19 protein-coding genes and 2 pseudogenes are annotated in these 19,630 nt (G+C 64.1%); 9 read left to right on the forward strand and 12 right to left on the reverse strand.

Annotated features, from left to right (window positions below; translation table 11 throughout):
* Window position 1: 1 nt before the first annotated feature.
* Complete coding sequence (locus tag FHU36_RS10005) at window positions 2-478, forward strand: NUDIX hydrolase (protein WP_185083450.1); 477 nt, start codon at window positions 2-4, stop codon at window positions 476-478.
* A gap of 2 nt (window positions 479-480) precedes the next feature.
* Window positions 481-996 (forward strand): GNAT family N-acetyltransferase, encoded by a 516-nt coding sequence (locus FHU36_RS10010; RefSeq protein WP_185083451.1) that lies wholly within the window; start codon window positions 481-483, stop codon window positions 994-996.
* Here the strand turns inward: FHU36_RS10010 and FHU36_RS10015 are convergent.
* The 3 genes from FHU36_RS10015 to FHU36_RS10025 form a co-directional block, all read right to left on the reverse strand.
* On the reverse strand, window positions 950-1,531 hold the full coding sequence (locus FHU36_RS10015) for an HD domain-containing protein (protein ID WP_312891517.1): 582 nt from the start codon (window positions 1,529-1,531) through the stop codon (window positions 950-952). The genes FHU36_RS10010 and FHU36_RS10015 overlap by 47 nt on opposite strands.
* Window positions 1,532-1,598: 67 nt before the next feature.
* A complete protein-coding gene (locus FHU36_RS10020; RefSeq protein WP_185083453.1) occupies window positions 1,599-2,096 on the reverse strand; it encodes a GntR family transcriptional regulator in 498 nt (165 codons plus the stop codon).
* Window positions 2,080-2,433 carry a hypothetical protein gene (locus FHU36_RS10025; RefSeq protein ID WP_185083454.1) on the reverse strand — a complete coding sequence of 118 codons (354 nt, stop codon included), beginning with the start codon at window positions 2,431-2,433 and terminating at the stop codon, window positions 2,080-2,082. Before FHU36_RS10025 ends, FHU36_RS10020 begins: the two co-directional genes overlap by 17 nt.
* Before the next feature lie 153 nt (window positions 2,434-2,586).
* Here FHU36_RS10025 and FHU36_RS10030 point away from each other — a divergent pair, with 153 nt between their 5' ends.
* On the forward strand, window positions 2,587-3,321 hold the full coding sequence (locus tag FHU36_RS10030) for a helix-turn-helix domain-containing protein (RefSeq protein ID WP_185083455.1): 735 nt from the start codon (window positions 2,587-2,589) through the stop codon (window positions 3,319-3,321).
* A gap of 1,485 nt (window positions 3,322-4,806) precedes the next feature.
* On the opposite strand, the gene FHU36_RS10035 is transcribed toward FHU36_RS10030, so the two are convergent.
* Window positions 4,807-6,264, reverse strand: a complete 1,458-nt coding sequence (locus FHU36_RS10035; RefSeq protein WP_221495823.1) for a S1 family peptidase — start codon at window positions 6,262-6,264, stop codon at window positions 4,807-4,809.
* A 418-nt stretch (window positions 6,265-6,682) separates the two neighbouring features.
* Window positions 6,683-8,055, reverse strand: a pseudogene (locus FHU36_RS10040) (IS1380 family transposase).
* A 216-nt stretch (window positions 8,056-8,271) separates the two neighbouring features.
* Here FHU36_RS10040 and FHU36_RS10045 point away from each other — a divergent pair.
* A pseudogene (locus FHU36_RS10045) lies at window positions 8,272-9,087 on the forward strand (IS5 family transposase).
* A 5-nt stretch (window positions 9,088-9,092) separates the two neighbouring features.
* On the opposite strand, the gene FHU36_RS10050 reads toward FHU36_RS10045, so the two are convergent.
* Window positions 9,093-9,740, reverse strand: coding sequence for a mechanosensitive ion channel family protein (locus tag FHU36_RS10050; protein ID WP_185083457.1), 648 nt, complete (start codon window positions 9,738-9,740; stop codon window positions 9,093-9,095).
* Window positions 9,741-9,800: 60 nt separating this feature from the next.
* Window positions 9,801-10,088 (reverse strand): tyrosine-type recombinase/integrase, encoded by a 288-nt coding sequence (locus tag FHU36_RS10055; protein ID WP_312891518.1) that lies wholly within the window; start codon window positions 10,086-10,088, stop codon window positions 9,801-9,803.
* On the opposite strand from FHU36_RS10055, the gene FHU36_RS44275 reads away from it, so the two are divergent.
* The 3 genes from FHU36_RS44275 (at window position 10,075) to FHU36_RS10070 (ending at window position 12,595) form a co-directional block, all read left to right on the forward strand.
* Complete coding sequence (locus FHU36_RS44275; protein ID WP_312891519.1) at window positions 10,075-10,335, forward strand: HAD family hydrolase; 261 nt, start codon at window positions 10,075-10,077, stop codon at window positions 10,333-10,335. The two genes, FHU36_RS10055 and FHU36_RS44275, sit on opposite strands and share 14 nt — an antisense overlap.
* Before the next feature lie 579 nt (window positions 10,336-10,914).
* Window positions 10,915-11,805: a hypothetical protein gene (locus FHU36_RS10065; RefSeq protein WP_185083458.1), complete on the forward strand. Its 891-nt coding sequence runs from the start codon at window positions 10,915-10,917 to the stop codon at window positions 11,803-11,805.
* Between the two features lie 28 nt (window positions 11,806-11,833).
* Window positions 11,834-12,595, forward strand: coding sequence for a hypothetical protein (locus tag FHU36_RS10070; protein ID WP_185083459.1), 762 nt, complete (start codon window positions 11,834-11,836; stop codon window positions 12,593-12,595).
* A gap of 475 nt (window positions 12,596-13,070) precedes the next feature.
* On the opposite strand, the gene FHU36_RS10075 is transcribed toward FHU36_RS10070, so the two are convergent.
* The 4 genes from FHU36_RS10075 to FHU36_RS10090 form a co-directional block, all read right to left on the reverse strand.
* Window positions 13,071-13,610 (reverse strand): hypothetical protein, encoded by a 540-nt coding sequence (locus FHU36_RS10075; protein ID WP_185083460.1) that lies wholly within the window; start codon window positions 13,608-13,610, stop codon window positions 13,071-13,073.
* A 906-nt stretch (window positions 13,611-14,516) separates the two neighbouring features.
* Window positions 14,517-14,975 (reverse strand): hypothetical protein, encoded by a 459-nt coding sequence (locus tag FHU36_RS10080; protein ID WP_185083461.1) that lies wholly within the window; start codon window positions 14,973-14,975, stop codon window positions 14,517-14,519.
* 733 nt (window positions 14,976-15,708) lie between these two features.
* Window positions 15,709-15,942 (reverse strand): hypothetical protein, encoded by a 234-nt coding sequence (locus FHU36_RS44280; protein ID WP_246502014.1) that lies wholly within the window; start codon window positions 15,940-15,942, stop codon window positions 15,709-15,711.
* A gap of 643 nt (window positions 15,943-16,585) precedes the next feature.
* Entirely contained in the window at window positions 16,586-17,209 is a 624-nt protein-coding gene (locus FHU36_RS10090; protein WP_185083462.1) for a hypothetical protein, read from the reverse strand.
* 101 nt (window positions 17,210-17,310) lie between these two features.
* Here FHU36_RS10090 and FHU36_RS10095 point away from each other — a divergent pair, with 101 nt between their 5' ends.
* The gene (locus tag FHU36_RS10095; RefSeq protein ID WP_185083463.1) at window positions 17,311-17,691 is read left to right on the forward strand and encodes a hypothetical protein; all 381 of its coding nucleotides are present in this window, start codon (window positions 17,311-17,313) and stop codon (window positions 17,689-17,691) included.
* On the opposite strand, the gene FHU36_RS10100 is transcribed toward FHU36_RS10095, so the two are convergent.
* A complete protein-coding gene (locus tag FHU36_RS10100; protein WP_185083464.1) occupies window positions 17,676-17,906 on the reverse strand; it encodes a UTRA domain-containing protein in 231 nt (76 codons plus the stop codon). The two genes, FHU36_RS10095 and FHU36_RS10100, sit on opposite strands and share 16 nt — an antisense overlap.
* Before the next feature lie 347 nt (window positions 17,907-18,253).
* Here FHU36_RS10100 and FHU36_RS10105 point away from each other — a divergent pair, with 347 nt between their 5' ends.
* A complete protein-coding gene (locus tag FHU36_RS10105) occupies window positions 18,254-19,546 on the forward strand; it encodes an NsdA family TPR-like regulatory protein (protein WP_185083465.1) in 1,293 nt (430 codons plus the stop codon).
* The last annotated feature ends 84 nt before the right edge of the window (window positions 19,547-19,630 follow it).

The raw sequence follows: 19,630 nt of genomic DNA on the forward strand, positions 1-19,630 counted from the left end.
CATGGCCAAGCGCATCGACTTCCACCACGACCCCGACGCGCCCAAGGCCAACAGCCTGGTCCCGTCCGTCAACGTCGTCGTCACCAACGAGGCCGGCGACCTGCTCATGATCCACCGCACCGACAACGACAACTGGGCCGTGCCCGGCGGAGCCATCGACCTCGGCGAATCCCTCCCGCAGGCCGGCATCCGGGAGACGCTGGAGGAGACCGGCATCACCTGCGAGATCACCGGCCTGTCCGGCACCTACACCGACCCCGGCCACGTGATCCTTTACACCAGCAACGGCGAGGTCCGGCAGGAGTTCTCGATCGTCCTCGCCGCCCGTCCTACCTCCGGAGCGCCCACTCCGAGCACGGAGTCCCGCGAGGTCAGATGGGTGCCGCGCGACGAGGTCCTGTCCCTGCCCATGGCCGCGTCGATGCGCATGCGGATCGAGCACTACCTGTCCGGGGCCGATCTTCCGTACATTGGCTGATCTTGGCCGAGGCGACGGGAGCGACCTTGGAAGCTTGGCTTGACCCGACCGGGATCACCACGAAACGCCTCCACATACGGGCGACCACTCGCGATGATCTGCCCGCGATGGAACGCACGTGGCTCGACCCAGAGATTCGCCGCTACCTGGGTGGCCCTGTGTCCACGGAGACGTTGGAACTTCGCCGCCAGATGCAGCCGAGACGCGGCATGTTCACGGTGACCCTCGATGAGGGGACGGTCGTCGGCTTCTGCCACTACGGCCGTACCGACCGAGGTGACCTCGAACTGTCCTACAGCTTCCTACCCGAGCACTGGGGATACGGCTACGCACGTGAAGCATGTACCGCCGTGCTCAACTGGGGCTTCGCCAACGTCCCCGGCACCGAGCGGATCGTCGCCATCACTCAGGCGGCGAACCTACGCTCCGTCCGACTGCTCCAGGCATTGGGCATGGCGAAGATAGATGAGTTCATTCAGTTCGACGCGCCTCAGGTGATGTACGCAGCGTTCCGCTGAGCGCAGCCTCCACCGCCCGGACGGACGACACAATGCACGACGTCGCCGCCGTGATCGACCGGCTCACCACATGGTCACGCCCATACCGGGCGTGGATCTCCGCCAGCCGATCTCGCACGTCCAGGTGCCGGCCGTCCGGACCGGTGGTCATGTCGCAGTACGTCAGCGCCCGAGCCAGGTCAGGCCGCTCGGCTTCGAACTCGGCCGCCAGGGTGGCGAGCAGCTCCCGCTCACGCGCCTCGTTCTCCGCGCACGAGTGGTACGCCACCAGCCGGCACAGCCGATCCCCGGCCCCGGCCACGTCCCGTAGATAGCGGGCACCGTCGAGCTGATGCATGCCGGTGTCCACCAGGTCGGGGGCGTACCCGATGTCATGCAGCAACGCGGCGGCGATCAACGTGTCCGTATCCGCACCGAGGACTGGAGCCAGGCTCTCGGCCCGCTCGGCGACCCCCTGAGTGTGCGCCCACCGCCGGGGCAACGCCGTCGCCAGCAGGTCCTTGGCCAGCCCGTACGCCCAGTCGACATCTCCCACGTGCCTCACGATAGACATCCGGGACCTACCCGCATCTAGTCGACACAGGCAGACGTCCCAGGACGTCTCACTCGCCAGGCCGCCGTTGACCGTCCGACTGGACGAACCGGCCCCGGCCATGCTCAGCCACTACCAGGCCCTCGCTCTCCAACACGGCCAGAGCCTGCCGCACCGTGTTCCGCGACGCCGTGAAGCGCCGCCGCAGCACCATCTCACTCGGCAGGGCGGCACCCGAGGCGAACTCCCCACGCTCGATCTGCCCACGCAGCTCAGCAGCGATCGCCTGATACCGGTACGGCGCCGCAGGCCCCGCCCCGCACACCACCCGCCCCTTGGACGGAACCGTGACCAGCAGCCCTTCGCCTTCCAGGATCGCCAGCCCCCGCCGGACCGTGTTGCGCGCCACCCCGAAGGCACGGCCCAACGCCGCCTCACTCGGCAGCGCACTCCCCGGCGGGAACTCACCCACGACGATCCGCTCCCGAAGCAGGTCGGCGATCTGCGTGTAGACGCGCCCGCCGGTCAGCCACCGCCCACAGGAGGCCGGATCAACCGCGGTAGGCATCGAGCATCTTGTTCAGATCGATGCTGAGCTCGCCCTGCTCACCGTCGCGCCACCCTTCACGGGCGGCCCGCTCGATCCGGTCGACCGCCGCCGGCATCTGCAGGAAGGACACCCGCTCGTCGCCCTGGTCCCCCCAGTAGAACCAGCAGAACGGCAGCTGCACGAACACCCGCCGCATCCTGCACCGGCTGTCGGTGACGTCCAGGGCCGGCCGCCCGTCCTGATCCACCACCAGCACCACCGTGACATCCCGCTCGGCCAACTCTCTGCCCAGCGCGGTCAGCAGCCGCTCGGCGTAGGCACGCTGCTGCTCCTTGACGGTCTTGCTCGTCGGCATCGTCGTCCTCCCTGACGCGCTCCTGGTTCGGTGTACGCGTCGAGGTTCGCCCGAAGGGCACGGGCAGGAACACCACAAGTTAGGGACGTCTAGGGACGTCTGATGTTAACGTCGCAGTACACGACCGTTCCGCAACCCCAGCAGGCGGTACCCATGAACAACAACCTGCGCTACGCCATGGCAGCAGCACGCCTCACCGCGACCGACGTCGCCGCCGCCTTAACCGTCGACCCCAAGACCGTCGCCCGCTGGCTCAACGGTCGCATCCCCTACCCCCGCCACCGCTGGGCCCTCGCCGACCTCCTACGCGCCAACGAGGCCGACCTATGGCCCGAAACCGCTCAACGACACGCTGCGTTCACCGCCGGAGTCGAAGCCATCTACCCGCATCGCTGGGCCGTCCCGCCGAGGGTGTGGGCCGGCCTCTTCCAGAGCGCGACAGCCGAGATCGACATCCTCGCCTACAGCGCCCTCTTTCTTGCCGAAGACCGCGGCATCCTCAACCTCCTCACCACCCGCGCCGAAGCCGGCGTCCGAATCCGCATCCTCCTCGGCCACCCCGACAGCCCCGAAGTCGCCAACCGCGGAGCAGACGAGGGCATCGGCCCCGCAGTGATGGCCGCATGCATCAAGAACGCCCTCACGCTCTACCGCCCCCTGATAAACGTCCAGGGCATCGAGATCCGCTTGCACCGCACCGTGCTCTACAACTCCATCTACCGCGCCGACAACGAACTTCTAGTCAACACCCACGCCTACGCCACAGCAGCGGCCGACGCCCCGGTCATGCACCTACGTCTCACGGACGCCCCCGGTCCAGCCGACGCCTACACGGCCAGCTTCGACCGCGTATGGGAGGCCGGAGAACCACACCAGCAAGATCGATAAAGCAGCACACGGGCAAGCGCGCTCATGATCAGAAAGCAACTTCTCTGCACGTCATCAAGGCGCGAGCCGCCTGCGGCGTCCCGCGCGCCGGGCGGTCGCTGGCCGCGCTGCGGCTCTTCGGCCGGTCGCGGCCACCGCCGCCCGCCCGCTGTCCCCATCATTGACCAGGTCAAATGCAGATCATCACGGTGCACGGCTTTGGCAGTGTGGTACTCGTGCCTCAGTCGGGCCCGGGACGCCATCCGACCTCACGCCGACCGCCAACACACTCGACCCGAAGACTGGCTACAGTACGTAAGCGCTGCGCGACGACAAAGCAAGGACATCCGGGCCCCTGGAATCCCCCCGACTCCGGCGCGACAGCTGGGCCGCAATCCCGACTTGTCCACGATTTCCGACCTCAGCTGAACCGTTCAGCCGCGACGCTAAGATCGTGAAACTTCGAGGCTAGATGCCGGCTCTTTCCACAGACCCAATGACAAATATGTCGCCATTTGGAGCGTGAGTGAGGCAGTCGATGTCACCGTCTACCCTGTATCCGTACGGTACGCGTTTGCCCCATTTCTCATACCCGCCCACCAGCTCTACCGAAGCTCCCTGAAGAACGTTGCCGATTTCCGGGACAGTAACACCGCGTTTGCCGTTGATCCGTGCTGGGGTAGTGCCCTTCGGCCAGACTAGCCCAACAGGTGTCGAGCCAGCCCTCATCAGCTCCAAGCACCGTTTCGCAGAGTTAAAGCTCAGCTCACCTTTTGTAGCGACGAGAAAGTTAATCGTTGAGGTGCGGACGACGATCTTGGGATCCTCGCCAATCGTACGTACGTGGTCAACCCCATCTTCTGTGGGTTCGGATGCTTGGTCGCCTCGACTTGCTGTGGCCGGTACACCACCGTCTGCGGGTTCGGATGGTTGCTCAGTTGCGGGTGGGGATGGTTGGTCAGTTCGACTTGCTGTGGCCGCTACGCCACCATCCGGCGGAGAGCAGGCTGCAAGCGGGATAAGCAGAGCCAAGATGGCTGTGCCGAAGGGTCGGGGACGATTGCGCAACTGTCTCATGGACGCATCCAACCATCAGGAGGCGGGGCTGAGGACCTTCTTCGCAAGTCTGAGCATCGAGGTAAGAACGAGGCAGCCTCCTGCTGTTGAGCGCCGCGAGCTGAACGGCTTCAACAACAGGAGGAGACAGAGTGCTGAAGTTGCCCCCGGTTCAGTAGACGCATCATTGCTTGCGACTGCGCGGCAGTATCGTTCTCGGCGCTGGTCAGGCCATCATCGGGATCGCCCTAGCGTACCCAGACGCAAATCGACTGCGCGGACGGCTGGACTTCCTTGGCCAGTTTCTCCGGCGATCGTCCCGCGTGCACGAGCCCCACCGTCTGCCGGCGAAACTCCGGCGGATAGCTGTTTGGCGCTGCAGACTCCTTCTTCCGGGAACCACGGTTCCCAGAGATCAGGTGTCCACCAAGCCAGGTCAACTCCAGGCGTTCAGCAGGTAGGACAGGTCCATACCTTCCATGTGGTACCGAAACCGTCCGCGGATGAGTAGCCTTTGACCGATGCCAAGACCGTTTCGCCGCTGCCTGTGAGTATTCCGCTCGATACGCCGATCGCTGTCGACCCCCAATAGCCAGGGCCTCCGCTGTCACCCTTTCGCATGAGGTAGTCTGTTACGATCCCGCGAGGGCCAGCAGTGCCTGTCGCGAAGAACCTAGTGATTTTTCCGCATTGTGCGGGTCGATCAGCTCCGGCGGTTGTTCTCCCGAACGAGCAGATGGGCTGATTTATTTCCGGGGTATTGAGGACGTCCCGAGCGTACCGAGGGAGATTGAGGTCGTAGTAGAAGGTCCGGGTGTATGTAAGACTGCCACCTCCATAGCGAGCCAGATCATATGGGTCGCCGTTACCCTTTCGTCCTAGCGTAGTCCCATTGGTGTGGTAGTTCGGATGATTCCTATACCAGAAATAGAGCGGATCTGAGCAGTGCCGAGCGGTTACCGCGTTCTTTTCTCCAGAATCGGAGATCGCATTGAAGGCGGCTGTGCATTGTATCGTTCCGGGAGAGCTTTCCTCCAGGAATCCTCCACCTCTCAGGTAGTCGTCGATGGCCTCGAAACCTAGTGAGCTGACAATGTTAAGACGCACATTGATCTTGCTGTTGGACGAAGGTTCCGGATGGAGGGCGGACTGCAGCGTTGCTGCGTCTGTGGCGAGCCCCTTCTTGAGCTCAGCTGTAAGAGTGACAGCCCCGGTCTCGAAGTCTGTTGTGGCATGCGCCTGGGCCACTTCTGAGTGGGCCGTAAGTGCGTCGTAACGCGACTTGGCGATCTCATCGAGCTCAGTTTCGGAATATCCCTTGTTGCCGACGAGCACGACTTCTACGGGAAGCTGCTTGGCGAGGCTGACAGCTTCCGCCGGGACCTGGCCTTTGAAGGCGATGAGAGCGCCGCGACCGTCGTCGGCGATCTTGAGCCCTGCAAGGTCGTCAGGAAATTGAGACCGGAGCGAGGAGGCGAAAGGGTTGATACGCGGAGTCCAGGCGTAGCGATCGATCGATTCCTCGAAGCTGATCTTCTCCGCTGCAGCGAGGTTATTGAGGTCGATGAGTTCAGCAAAGGGGATTCCATCGACGTCGATGGTGGGGTCGGGAACGGGCCCGTCAGGCATGTCACGTTGAGCGGACGAGTTTTTGGCGATGACCTCCGCTGCATATTTGTCGAGAGCCTGCTTGAGCGTGATTCCCTTACTCTGCGCCTCCTTCGACAGCCTCTCCAGCGTTGGTCGTTTTAGGGTGGGCTGGTTCTCTGCCGCGAGCGTGATGATCTCCTCACTCGTGGTGGGGTCCGGATTAGGAGTGGCGGCAGAGGCAGAGGGAATGGCGATGCTAGCTAAAGGGATCGCTACTGCCATGAGAAGGGGGGTGGCATGGCGGCCGAACTGCTGCAAGGATCCTCCCGATTATCGCCGCTTCGCACTGTGTATGGCCCTACAAATGCAGATGTTGCACTTGAGATCCTCCGCAAGGAATAGGTTAAGATCAACCCTTGAGATTCCAAGACAACTAGCTTATGATCCACAACTCGATCCACCGGAACGAATTGTGGCGCGGTAATTACGTACAGATAACTGTGTTGTAGTCAGGCGCCTACTTTGAGCGCTTGTTGTCCTGAGTGGCGGCGGTCACCAGCGGATTGAAGGTCTAGCCTCGATCTTTCGTGATCTTCGTTTGGTCGGGTAGGCGGTTCGGCTGAGGGTTGCTTTCACGCTGTGGTCAGCGTGAAAGCCCCGGTTGTCGCGCCGGGTGGGCGGGGTTCCACGGGTCCGCGGGTTTCCTTTCTGGTTCGTTGGGACGGTTTGGCGCTGGTCAGGTCGGTGCCGGCAGGGCTTGGAGCCGGGCCAGGGCGGTGAGCAGTGTGTCGGCCCAGGGCCATCGCGCGGCGAGGCGTAGGCGCAGACGTCTGCCACCGCGCACCAGGCGTCCAGCGACGGCGAACAGGCGTAGCCGCAGGCGTTTGGGTTCGTAGCGGCGGGCGTCGGTGTCGTGCAGGGCGAGCATTTGCATCCAGGACATGACTTCGCAGGCCAGGGCGACGATCTCGCACCAGATCTGGTTCTGGGTGAAGTCGTGCAGGGGCAGGTTGGTCAGGCCGGTGTCCTTGGCGGCTCGGATGCGGTCTTCGCATCTGGCGCGGCGGCGGTGGCGTAGCTCGAGGTCGGCGAGTTGGCCGCGGCGGGTGTTGGTGACGAAGCAGGTGAAGCGGTGTCCGTCGATGTCGGTGAAGCGTAGTTGCGCGCCGGGGTGCGGGCGTTCTTTGCGGGCGATGACGCGCATGCCTTTGGGCCAGGAGCCGAGGTCGAGCAGGCCGGTGAGTTCGGCCACCCAGGCGCCGGGCCGGACCTGGCCGTCGGCGTCGTAGGCAGGGGTCCATGCGCTCTTCGGCAGGCGCCCGATCGCGGCTTGGATGTCGTCGGTGAGGGTGAAGCCGATCGAGTACGACATCCACCGGCCGGGACGGGTCAGCCAGGCGAGGAAGTCGTGCGTGCCGCCGCCGGAGTCGGCGCGGATCAGTACCTGGCGGCGGCGCTGGCGGGGCAGTTGGGCCAGGGCGAGCCGGGTGGCCTCGATGTGGTCGACGGCGGTGTTGGAGCCGGCGTTTCCCGGCCGCAGCAGCAGTGCCAGCGGCTCGCCGGACCCGCCGTGGCCGTGGTCGGCGAAGACCGTCATCGGGTGGAAGCCGAACGTCTTCTTCCAGGTGGGAGCGGCCTGTTGTTTGTCGGAGTGGGCGGTGACGATGGTGGCGTCGAGGTCGATGGGGATCAGCTCGCCGTCGGCTCCCGGCGCGTGACGGCCGGCCAGCTGCCAGGCACGCTCACGTGCGTCGGCGCGGCTGGCGCGGATCGCCTTCAACGCCCGGGCCGGGTCGGCGGCCAGCCGATCGACCAGGCGGGAGACGGTAGGGTCAGAGGCCACGTGCCCGAACAGGTCGGGCTGGGAGCGCAGCAGATGTCGGCCAGGCAGTCACCGCCCAGGGCCAGGGTGATGGCGAGGTCGGCGAGGATCTTGCCGGGATCGTGTACGGCCCGGGCCGGCCGCCAGCGTTGCAGCTGGGTGGATAACGCCTGGTCCAGGCCGGTGACGCGCAGCGTGCGGAGCAGCAGGAGGGCGCCCGCCTGGGAGAGAAGCCCTGAACCGTCGGCGGACACCGCGATCTTGCGCTGGGACGCGATAGTCTTCACTCGGAAAGTGCCTTCTGATCTGGTGTGGACAGGACCTTAGACAAGCCCCATCCTCCCAGCTCAAAGGCACTTTTCTCATGTAAACGATCAGCCTGGCTCAAATTCCCCGTGAAAGCCCGAGGCTAACAGCTGCTCGCTTGGTGGCTAATAGGGGCTAACAGAATGATCTCTGTTGTGCTTTGATCTCTCGCTGTAGTGGTGGCGAGAGGAGCGGGGATGGCGCGGCTGAAGCCCTGGGAGGTCAGCGACGAGTTATGGCAGACCATCGAGCCGTTGCTACCCAAACGTGAGCGTCGGTTCCGGCACCCGGGACGCAAGCGGCTGGATGATCGGCTGGCGTTGCAGGGCATCTTGTTCGTGCTGCACACCGGAATCGCGTGGGAGCACCTGCCGCAGGAACTGGGCTACGGCTCCGGCATGACCTGCTGGCGGCGCCTGGCCGAGTGGAACGCCGCCGGCGTCTGGCAGCGCCTGCACGAAGTACTCCTGGATCGGCTGCGAGCCGCCGATGCCCTCGACTTCTCCCGCGCTGTGGTGGACTCTTCCCACATCAGAGCCCTAAAAGGGGGGCGCAGACCGGCCCGTCCCCGGTCGATCGCGGACGGGCCGGCAGCAAGCACCACCTGATCACCGACGCCACCGGCATCCCCCTCGCCATCATCTTGACCGGCGGCAACCGCGGGCGACGTCACCCAGCTCATGCCGCTGCTGCACGCCATCCCCAAGGTGCGCGGCAAGCGCGGCCGCCCACGCCAGCGCCCCGACGCCGTGCTGGCTGATCGAGGCTACGACCACGACAAGTACCGGCGTCTGGTCCGCGGACTACAGATCCGCCCGTTGATCGCCCGACGCGGCACCGAACACGGCTCCGGCCTGGGCAAACAACGCTGGGTGGTGGAGCAGACCTTCGCACTCCTGCACGCCTTCCGCCGCCTACGCATCCGGTGGGAGATCCGCGCAGACATCCACGAAGCCTTCCTCAGCCTGGCCTGTGCACTCATCTGCTGGCGCCGTCTCACCTCATTGCGTTAGGCGCTCTAACTGCGGCGTCCAAGGTCGAGCAACTGGAACGTCTCGTCCACCCACATCCTCTCCAGAGCGTTGCTTGTGATCTGCCGCAAGGAGATGAAGGAAGACATCGGTGCGCTGCTCGATCGGCTGCTCCTGGACATCAGGTCCGATGTGTATCCGGCCAGAGCCTTGAACGCGAGATAGGGCGGATCCTCCGAGCTGGCCCACTGGTGCGCCACTACCTCCAGGGTGCCTGGCGCATAGATCCGGGACTGTAGGGGGACCTTGCGCCGGATCGATTTGCGCAGGCTTTGGAAAGCCTGCCGGAAGCAGCTGAGAAGGGTGCATTCCTGCTGCGACAGGGAGCGTTCGGAGGCCAGTCGTACGAGAAGTGATTCCACCTTGCCCTCTGCTTCGGCCGCTCGTCTTAGCATCTCTGTCTGGAAAGGATCATCCTGTCTGAGGCTGTCCGGAGCGCCGTCCCAGGATTTCCAGATCGCACAGAACTGCCCGTATGCCTCGTAGAAAGCGCCGAGCGCCAGGAGATCCAGCTCGCGGCGCTTCTTGCGTTCGTCCCACCGTGCTGTCAGCCGAAGACCTACCAGCCATCCGAGTGACAGGGTGATTAGTGCTACGACCAGATTTGGTACGGCTTTCAGCATCTCTGTCCACATGCCTGATCCCACGCTACCTCCGAGTCTCGTTGGTAGATCGGTGGTGTCACAGAAATCGTGTCAGTCATCACCTGCCGACGTGATGACTGCTGCGAAGACGTCTGCCGCGGCTGTCTCCGCGGAGCGGATCACGTGGGCGTAGACACGGAGGATGATCGCCGGGTCGGCGTGACCGAGGCGGGCGGCGACGACGTGTACGGGGACGCCGGCCAGGAGCAGCAAGCTCGCGTGTACGTGGCGCAGGTCGTGCAGGCGGCGGATTGGTGGCGGCCTGGGTGTGGGCCTCGATGAGTGCTGCCGTCCCGAGTCCCCGCTCCGCGCATCCGGTTGGAAGGTGGCCATCGTCATCAACGGAACGGTGGACAACCACCTCGGCAAGATTCAGCGGACCGAACTGGCCGAGGCCGTCGACGCCTACGCCCTCTCCGGGCTCGAAGGTATCCGCAAGCCGGACGTCGGCTTGTTCGAGATCGCCGCCAAGCGGTGCGGCGTGAACCTCGCCGAAGGCGGATGGATGGTCGGTGTCCACCTGGTTGCCGACATCAGCGGGGGACGGGCCGCCGGCCTCCGAGCGACGCTACAGCGCAGAGCATGAGGAAGTCCTTTGCAGCAACACCGCCTTCTCCGCCTAGAAAGAGGCCTGCCGACCTGGGCGACACCGTTCTTCATCATGAGGCGATAGCGAGTGTCGCCATCCTGCTCGGGATGACATGCATCGATGTGGCAGTGCCCTCTTTCGACATTGCACTGTGTAGCGAAACATTGCTCACCGCGATGTACCGGTATGGGCCTACTGCAGTGGATACTCCGCAAGAACCCGTTCAAGCACTCAACTCCACCCCACCTACCGACCACACCCGACCAACAGATCTGGCTTCCCGGCTCCACGGAGATCCAGATCGTCGGCGAGACCTTCCATACGGACGCCATCCACGCCGCTCAATCGGTTACCCCTTTAGATGGTGCGCTCATCGCAGTCCTCGTCCCCCAACCGGGAAGATCGCCCAACTCCACCAGGACAGCCGTCTACCTCCAAGACAGACACGTGGGCCATCTCTCCCGGGACGTGGCGGCACGAGTGGCACCGGCGATTCGATCCTTCAGCACGGCACATGGAGGCCGATTCGTCTCCTGCCCGGCGTGGATCCGCACTCATTCAATCGGACCTCAGGTCGTGTTGACGATCGACACCGATCCGCTCGGGTTGCCCGCAGAGGCATTCGAGACCATGCCCGAACTCGCCGCCACCCTCATCAGACTGCTGCCACGGCTCGACCAGCCCTCGCCCGAACTCACTGGCATGGACGCCGAGGCACGTCGCAAGCTCAGCGCGTGGCGGAGTTCAGAGCCCAATCTCCGCGCCATCATCAACCGGCTCGCGAACGCCCACGACCCGATGGTCGCTCAGGCATGTCTGCTTCTCGCCCAGAGCATCCGCTACCAGGCCGGCCGTCGAGACGAGACGCTCGCCGCCTATATCGACGCCCTCAACTACGACAGGACCAACGCGACGGTCTGGGAGGAGTTGACAGAGTACGCTGCCGCCGCCCCGCACATACCCATGCTGGTCGACGTGTTCGCCAAGAGTCCGACCGTCGTACGCCCTGCCCTGCTTCCGCTACTGGTCGCTATCTCCGACGGGCATGACCGCATGGGTAACCTCAACCTGGTCAAGGGGCCAGCGCTGCGTGCGGCACTCCTCAAACGTGCTGAAAATCAAGCCGACCAGGCGAGTATCGCCTACCTCGCGGCCGATGCCGGGCACCGAGCGGAGATGAGCGGTGACCTGACTGCAGCCGCCGCAGCATGGCGGACGGCTGTCACCGCCGGTAGCACGGATGCGAAAGTCGCTGACCGGTTCACCATCTGGCTGGTTAAGCAGGGCGAGTACGCAGAAGCCGCTCACGTTCTCCGGCAGGCGTTGACGGCACCACCTGCGGCAGTCACCGTCCGACAACGTCTAGAGAAACGACTCACCCGCTGTGAGAAGCCCTCGCCTGAGAAAGCAGCAGATCGAACGACAGGTCTGGATGCTGCTATCGCAGCACCCAACCCACCTTGGTGAAGCCGATCATCCGTCGTATCGTCGTGGCGTGACTCCGCAACCGCGACGCGAGATTCCCGCCGCTGTTCAGGCCGCGCTCTGGGCACTTAGCAACGGCCATTGTTACGCTCCCGGATGTCCCTTCCCCGTCGTCTACGAGGTACGGCCGGGCGTCTTCAAGAAGAACGCCCAAATCGCCCACATCCACGCCGTCAAACCGAACGCCCCTCGCTATCGACCATGCACTACTGACGAAGAACGGCAGCAACGAGACGCGTTCACCAACCTCATCCTCGTCTGCCTCGCCCACCACGCCGCCATCGACGACAAGAAGGATGGCGAACGCCTCTACCCGCCTGAGACCCTGCGCGAATGGAAGCGCAAGCACGAAGGCAAACACGGGCCAGCCCTCGCCCGACTGGCTCCGATGAGCGATGAGCAGCTCGGCAATCTTCTCGGCACGTATTTTACGGCCCCGATCACCCGGCTTGAGGCAATCGCTGACCAGCTCGAACAAACGGGCGAGCTCACCGCGGACTCCCTTGAGGAACTGCGCCGGATTATCGCGGTTCTGCAAGAGAACCCACTGGGACCAGACGCGCGGACCGCCAGTAGTCTGGCGTATGCCGCCGATCTGCTGTCCATGCAGAATCTTTCGAGCGCGGCTTCGTCGCTCTCATATGCCGCCGATGTGCTCTCCGTGACGGATGTCTCGCGTGCGGCGTCATCGTTAAGGGGTGCCGCCGATGTGCTGTCCAGCATCCTCCGGGATCTGGACAGGAAGATCAGCCAGCTCCATGGATTGATGTGAACCTTCGACCTCTGCCGCCTCCGGCTACAGGCACTTGAGGGCGAGCTCCACCAATAGCGGGCCTGGACTCGCATCCAGCGGTGCCGGACTGTCGGATGCCACAGGCTCGCGCATGTGGTGATCACAGGTGCGGTGTTACGAAGCCACCTGGACGGAACTCTTCCATGGTTCGCACCCCGGCATGGTGACACAAGGAACCTGAGCAAGGCGGAACCGGTACAGCAGCGCCGTACAGCAACACCGCGTTACACGATCGCATCCCACCGGCCCGCATCTACCATCCGACCGGGGCGGAAGTTTGCCGACGGCTGCGTCCACGGGAGTGGTGTAAGAGTTTGTCCTGGTGACAGGCGCGGCGTCGTGAAATGAAGACGGCCATCGCGTGATCCTTCGAGTGCTTGACCGGCGATAACTACGGAGCTGATCCAACAACTCTGGTTTTGTTGTGCCATAGTTCTTTGAACAGGCTTGCGATCTAGTCAACTCCGAGATTTTTCCTCATGGATGCTCTTAGTGTTGAAAGGCTCAAGGAGGCGGCATTGAGGATTTGATCCGCCTTCTCTAGGCGAGAGTGTGCGTCTTTCTTGATATCTCTATCGACGCAAGCCAGTGTTTGATAGGCGTCAAAGAGCAGCGACGCAGAGTCTCTTGCAATGCTCAATATATCTTCGGGAGCTACCATCTGAGCTTCAGCGAGAGCTGCTCGAGATGCCTCACGAATTTCCTCCAGTCGCGCCAATTCTCCTTCTCTTGGTGATCTAGAGGCGAGCGTTCGTCGATGGTTTTGTAACGTACTGTAGTAGTTTCGTAGAGCATAGTTGACCGCTACGAAGCATGACCTGCGAAGCTTCTCGGCTTCCTGTTCTGCGGCAATTTCGTAATTCGCAACTCGCTGGCGTTCTGCACTCTGTATTTCGAGCATCTTCAAGCGGGTTGCATTGCGTTGTGTCAGTAGAGCTGATGCCAGAGTGCCCAAAATTCCGACGATGGCGATGAGTAGCGCCGTGACATCCATGTCCCGGTGCTGCCCTCAGTCTGTCCGCTATAAACGTCGTCAGAGTCATCGCTACTGTTCTCTTCTGGTGGTCCAACGGCTGGCCGGTGAGCCTTGGTCTGCTCGTTATTCAGCCCACCATTATGGCTCGACCTTATATTGACTTAAGGTGCGAGACAAAGTCGCTGTTTCCTAATGCTGATGGTCCGTCCCGTAGCGATCCGGAATTTTGGGATCGACCGCGTCCCGTCGCTGCGATGAATGTATTCTTGGTCCTCGGGTCCGTGGGAGCGACATGGTCTTCGTGCGCAGGTATCTTTACGGAAACCGCATTCAGGCATCCGGTCATGTGCTGGTGAGCCTCCTGCGCCAGCTGGCCCACGTTTATGCCGCCGCATCCTCAGTCAACGCCACTTGCCGCCGAGAGACCAACGGTCGAGTAACTGCAGTGTCCTTTCGCGTAGGCGCTCTCCGGCAGTTGCCTTTGGATCTTGTTGAGTGCGGTGTTTGACACCTGCGCAGTAGAAACGGTCCGCCTGGAAACGATTGTCATGCAGCGGCGGGCTTGTACTCCTTGGGACTGGCCGTCCTCCGGTACGGGCCTCCTTGCCACCGGATGACGAGGTTGGCCCGCTGGTCGGGGCGCTGCGTAAAGCAGAGGGATACGGCAACACTGCCTTACGATGTGATCACCGTCATCGACTTCTATCTGCTTCGTGAGCCGAGGGAAGAGATTTCTATCTCGTCCCTCGCTCCCGTTTGCAAGCAGGAAGTCAGGAGCTCGAATCTTCTAAGATCCACCAGCGGGAACATCCCCTACGTGGAAAGCTTGCCCGCTCGGAACTCCCGCGGCCCGTGGAGCTTCGCTCGGCCCAGCGGCTCCGGCCCCGTCCTCTTTGAGGCGGGGCCGTTTCGGTGCATCTGGAGCTATTCGACGGTCCTATTGAGCGCGTCCTCATACGCCTTGGCGTCGGAGGGAGCCATGTCCTTATCCACGCGTACCACAACGTTCCCCTTAACGTACGTGTACTCAGCCAGCATCGGAGTCTTCCCGAGCCCCTGTATGTACTCGACGCGGGCCTTGGCGCTGCTGGCGTCCTCGAACACCTCCACGCTGCCCGCCTTATCGGCCTTGACCCTGCTATCGGTGAACTCAGCCTTGCTGAGGTAGCCGTTGGGGCGGCCAAGCAACTTGTTCGGATCGGTGTTCTCGTCGTAGACGGTGCCGAGCTTGGCGGGCACACCGTTGGCGCCGAGGTCGCCGATGATGGCAGCGGCGTCCTTCTCTGTCGTACTCCCGCCGCAGGCGGTGAGGAGGAGGCCGACCAGTGCAAGCGCGGCGGCGGTGTGGGGGTGTCGTCGTAACCAGATCACGAGGTCATGCATACACTCTGGATCGGTCCAGCGCGGCGGTGTTGATGTGATTGGTAGCTTCGCCACCGGGTGCGGTTCTGCTGCTGTACAGCACGGAAGTACAGCAACGCAGCCTCACTACGCCGTCCGACTCCAGTTACTCTCAACCGCCTGATTCGACCAAAGGTGCCTCGACCAGGAGGCTGCCCTTCCCTACGAATCAGAAGGTGGCTCGGCGGCCGAGGCCGCGACGATCGCGGACTTCGGTACCCGTCGTACGGGCTGGGGCGATCGCCGGCAAGGCCCTCCTGCGTCGGGCCTTGCCACCGGGTGACCACGGTTGAGGTGACAGCAGCGCTGACAGCAACGTCCCCACACGCCGACGCATCCGCGCCACCATCCACATGCGCCTTACCACGGCCTCCATCACCCGAGCAGGGTGATTGCTCCGCCTAAAAAGCGGAAGGTCGGCAGTTCCGGCGGCCCACGAGGGTGTCGCACCAGGCGGCTGCTCGCTCATCAGATCTTGCTAACAACGGTGCTAACAACGGCACTGGACATTGGTGTACGTCCACGGAAGGCGATCAAGCCGAGGAGGACACTGAGCAGGGACGTGTGACAGCGATGGACGCTCGTGGACCACTTCCGGCCCACTTTTAATCCGTAGGTTCCGGGTTCGAGCCCCGGGCGCCCTACCTCACTGAACTGGGCGGACTCCCCTCTTGATGATCGGGAAATCCGCCCAGGGTTGCAAAATGGGTTGCAATCAGGTCTCCCAGAGCGCACGACCCATGCGCGCCGCCGCCTCCGCGGCGAGCGTTTCCGTGATGTGGGTATAGCGACCAGGCCCGCGCGAACGGCGGAGGAGGGCGCGGATCATGGACCAGACGATCGAGCCCTTGCCGGCCCCGGTGGCGCCCGCGACCAGGACGTGAGTACCGTGCACCTTGAGCAGCCACGGCCGCCCGTTCTCCTGCTTGCCGATCTCGACCGGCCCCACAGTGGGTGCCTCTGGGATCGGGAGCGCTGGCAAGGGGGTGGCCAGGGGTCGCGTCAGGGGAAGGTGAGCGTGAGCTGACCGGCTCTGGCGACGGTGACGCGGCATGAGGTGGCGCCGAAGCCGTGGGCGAGGTGGTCGGTGCGGTCGGTCTAGCCCTTGAGGGCTTGGCCGTCGAGCATGCGGACGGCGATGGTGTCGGTCCAGGAAGGCGTCACCGTCATCACGTTGCCGGACCTCGCCGACACCGCCCGAGCTGTCAACGCTCACCTGTTTGGCACTTCGGGCTCATAGTGTCTGAGCGACTTGCCGAATTGCTCTCTTAAGGATCAAGCGGCGGCGCGCCGCGCCGCCGTACAGCGGCCCGTCGCTTGCCCGCCGCCCGGGCATGCGGCCTGGGGCCGGTACCGGGCGGCAGCAGCACGGGCCGCCACGCCGACCGCCATCCCAGCCGCACCGAGCGAACTCGCCGACCCCAGCGCCACGCCGCCGCGCGAGTACAGCCCTACGGTCCACGTGGGCGCTGGCCTTCGTTATTGGTCGGGGGCGATCGACGATCCGGTGCTTCGTTCCTCAGCACCGGCTCATCGGGTAATGGTCGTCTGCCCGTACTTCGGCGCCCATCCCCATGCATGCGCTGGCGCGATCAAGGCAGTTCACCGACTGGCGCGACGGTATGCGTCCCATCGCCGGTGCACCGCCAAACGGCCATCCGATGTTCGTATCCGGCGTGCAGGCCACGACCGTGCGTGGCGCAGACAGGCCAGACTTTCAAGATCATTCCCATGAACGTTTCTTGGACAGCATCGGCGACTTCCCCGAGCGCACCTTGAGCGCTACAGCCCGCGATGGCGTCGATGCCGTTGCCGTGATAACCACCCTGGAACTCCACCCAGGCGCGACCCCTGCTGTCCCAGTCGTGGGTGACCAAGCGAAGCGTACTGGTGATCCCTCCGGCGCGAACGTCGCGCTTCACGACCTCTAGCGCATGCTCCAGCGTCGCCCACAGACGGGGTTCGAGGGCGAAGCTCGGCTCGAAGTTGGCGTCGCGGAGAAGGCTCTCGCCCAGGCGGGTCAGGTCAGCCGCGGTCAGATGGGCAGCGGGGCGTTCGAGGATCTCCTGCGTTGCCGGAGTGCTTTCGCCCCATTCCTCCAGCAAGGACGCCAGTTCGAGGACGGGTTCGGCGTCGAGGCCGCCGTCACGCAATGCCGTGTAGATACGGCCCAACAACTCGTCTTCAACCTGTTTGGCTCGCTCTTCGGAGTGCACGCTGCAGTGTTGCCTACCGCATGAGCCCAGGCAAGCGAGATCTCCCGCGCGGCATCGACGCCGGCAGACACAGACCACCGCGATCAAGGAGGAGCCACCCGTTGTACATCAGGTTCCAAAGCCCCACGCCGAACGCGCGAGGCGTCCATCCGGGAGTGTTCGGCCTCGTCAACGTCCTCGCGAAGCATGGACGGCTCTCGCCGGAGGAGGAACGGTTCAGGGTCGAGCGCCACGCCTGGTTCCACGCGAACCTGATCGATCCCACCAATGTGGACCCCCAGGTCTACGACCGTGCGCTGAACCCTGGGGCAACAGCCTGGTTCAAGCCATCAGGCGGCCATCTCGTCGAACGGCTGTCCGGCTACCTGGAGATCCTCGCCACCCATCGTGTGGAGTGCGTGCGCGTCGAGATGGCCGACCCCGGCAGAGTGATCTACGACGATCCCTATCAGATCGTCGTGGTGCCCTACGAAACCGGGTAGGCGTCTTCCAACTGGTGACGGTCGGCCGGCAGCAGCACCTCAACCACGGCCAGAGGGCGTCCCGAGGCGTCACGGACCGCTCCGAAGACGGCCAGAAGCGGCGTGTTCTTGGGCATGCCGAGCTGCTTGGCCTCCTGGATGGAGGGCGTGCGTGCGGTGATCTGCTCCACGATGTGATCGATGCCGGCCATGGCCGCAACCATGATCGAGTTCATTTCCCGCTCCCTTCGGCCCGGCCGTTTCCGAGGCAGTCGAGACACTGCGCCGCTCCCCCCTTGGTCACTCGTCTCCATCGCTGTTGCCGATGAGGAGTGCGCGGCACGAGTCGCGCAGCTTGATTCCGCGTCCCCGGTGTGCGGGGCAGGGCGTGGTCTCGCCGTTCTCGTCTGGCCGGGTCACCGTCGCCATCGCCTCGTTCCATCCGGCGTTCCCTGTGTCGAGAGGCCGCTTCACGTACCTTGTTGGTTGAGGGCAAGTCCACCGTCAAAGGAGATGCGCAGGACCCCCGCACGGCCCCCTCTACTCCCCCTCTTGAGCCCCCAGCCGGGAGGAAGGCCCGTAGATGCCCGAGAACATCCTTAACGTTCGACTTCGTGCCTGGCGCAACGAGAATCGGCTCACCCGTGCGGAAATGGCTGACCGAGTCAACAGCACACAAATCGGTATTGCGGAGCGCCTGACGTGTGACGAGGAGCGCATTCGACGCTGGGAGGCCGGGGAAGTCCGCTGGCCCCGCTCGCCGTACCGGCTGGCGCTCACCCAGCTGACGGGATTGCAGCCGGAGGCGTTGGGGTTCTCACAGACCAGGCAGACGGGCAGCCGACTGATTGAGGCGTCGGCCATCCCCCCGATGGACGCACTGCGGGCCGAAGCCGAGCTGTACGGAACCATGGAACTCGCCCAGCAGCTCCAGGCCTCCGATGTTGGAACCGGAACCCTGGAAGCACTCGCCGAGGCCGTCGATCTCCTCTGCCGCGCCTATCCGGTGGTGCCGGCCGCCACGCTGCGCGACCGCACGCAGAAGCGCCTCGCGCAGGTCAACCGGCTGCTTGCCGGGCGCCTCACCCTCGACCAACACCGTGAGCTGCTGGTCATCACAGGGTGGCTCACCGCCCTGCTCGGCTGCGTGCACTACGACCTGGGCGAGCGCGAGGAAGCTGAGACCGCCCGCCGAGCCGCCTTCGAGATGGGCCGCCAGGTCGGGCACGGCGAACTCATGGGATGGTCGCACGAGATGTCAGCCTGGTTCGCCCTCGTCGAGGGGCGATATGAAGACGTCGTCACCGCCGCCCGCATGGGCCAGGCCGTCGCCGGCCAGACCAGCGCCATGGTCCAGCTCACCTTGCAGGAAGCTCGCGGCCTGGCCCGCATCGGCGACCGCCGCGAGGCAGATCGTGCACTGACACGCGGCGCCGAAGCCCTCGGCCGCCTGCCCATACCCGACAACCCGGATCACCACTTCGTGTTCGACCACGCCAAGTGGGTCTTCTACGCCGCCACCTGCTACACCTGGCTCGCCGACGACGACCGCGCCGAAGAACATGCCAGCGAGACGATCCAGATGCACACCCGACCTGACGGCACGTCCAACGCGCCCATGCGAGTCGCCGAGGCCCACATAGACCTCGGCATCGTCCACGCCCGACGCGGCGACCTCGACACCGCAGTCGAGAACGGCATGGCCGCCTTCGACATCGACCGCCGATCCCTCACCGACCTCGTCAACCGCGCCGCGGACCTGGACCGCGTACTACGCCAGCGATACCGCCGCGAAGCACTTGCCGAAGAGTTCCACGAACGATTCGTGACAGCCCGCAGAGCCCTCACCAGCCGCCGTCCAGAACTGCTCGACTGATCGACTCCCGGCGACAGTGGTGCGTTGCCGAATTGCTCTGTTCGTATCAAGGCGGCGGCGCGGCGCGCCACCGCACTCCCGGCC

This window comes from Nonomuraea muscovyensis (assembly GCF_014207745.1).
Taxonomy (GTDB): Bacteria; Actinomycetota; Actinomycetes; order Streptosporangiales; family Streptosporangiaceae; genus Nonomuraea; species Nonomuraea muscovyensis.

Bases quoted from the DNA above. Each gene is read 5' to 3' on its own strand.
- FHU36_RS10005 (WP_185083450.1), top strand. From the start codon at position 2: ATGGCCAAGCGCATCGACTTCCACCACGACCCCGACGCGCCCAAGGCC.
- FHU36_RS10020 (WP_185083453.1), bottom strand. From the start codon at position 2,096: ATGCCTACCGCGGTTGATCCGGCCTCCTGTGGGCGGTGGCTGACCGGC.
- FHU36_RS10025 (WP_185083454.1), bottom strand. From the start codon at position 2,433: ATGCCGACGAGCAAGACCGTCAAGGAGCAGCAGCGTGCCTACGCCGAG.
- FHU36_RS10030 (WP_185083455.1), top strand. From the start codon at position 2,587: ATGAACAACAACCTGCGCTACGCCATGGCAGCAGCACGCCTCACCGCG.
- FHU36_RS10050 (WP_185083457.1), bottom strand. From the start codon at position 9,740: ATGTGGACAGAGATGCTGAAAGCCGTACCAAATCTGGTCGTAGCACTA.
- FHU36_RS10055 (WP_312891518.1), bottom strand. From the start codon at position 10,088: ATGACGATGGCCACCTTCCAACCGGATGCGCGGAGCGGGGACTCGGGA.
- FHU36_RS10075 (WP_185083460.1), bottom strand. From the start codon at position 13,610: ATGGATGTCACGGCGCTACTCATCGCCATCGTCGGAATTTTGGGCACT.
- FHU36_RS10080 (WP_185083461.1), bottom strand. From the start codon at position 14,975: ATGCATGACCTCGTGATCTGGTTACGACGACACCCCCACACCGCCGCC.
- FHU36_RS10100 (WP_185083464.1), bottom strand. From the start codon at position 17,906: ATGAACTCGATCATGGTTGCGGCCATGGCCGGCATCGATCACATCGTG.
- FHU36_RS10105 (WP_185083465.1), top strand. From the start codon at position 18,254: ATGCCCGAGAACATCCTTAACGTTCGACTTCGTGCCTGGCGCAACGAG.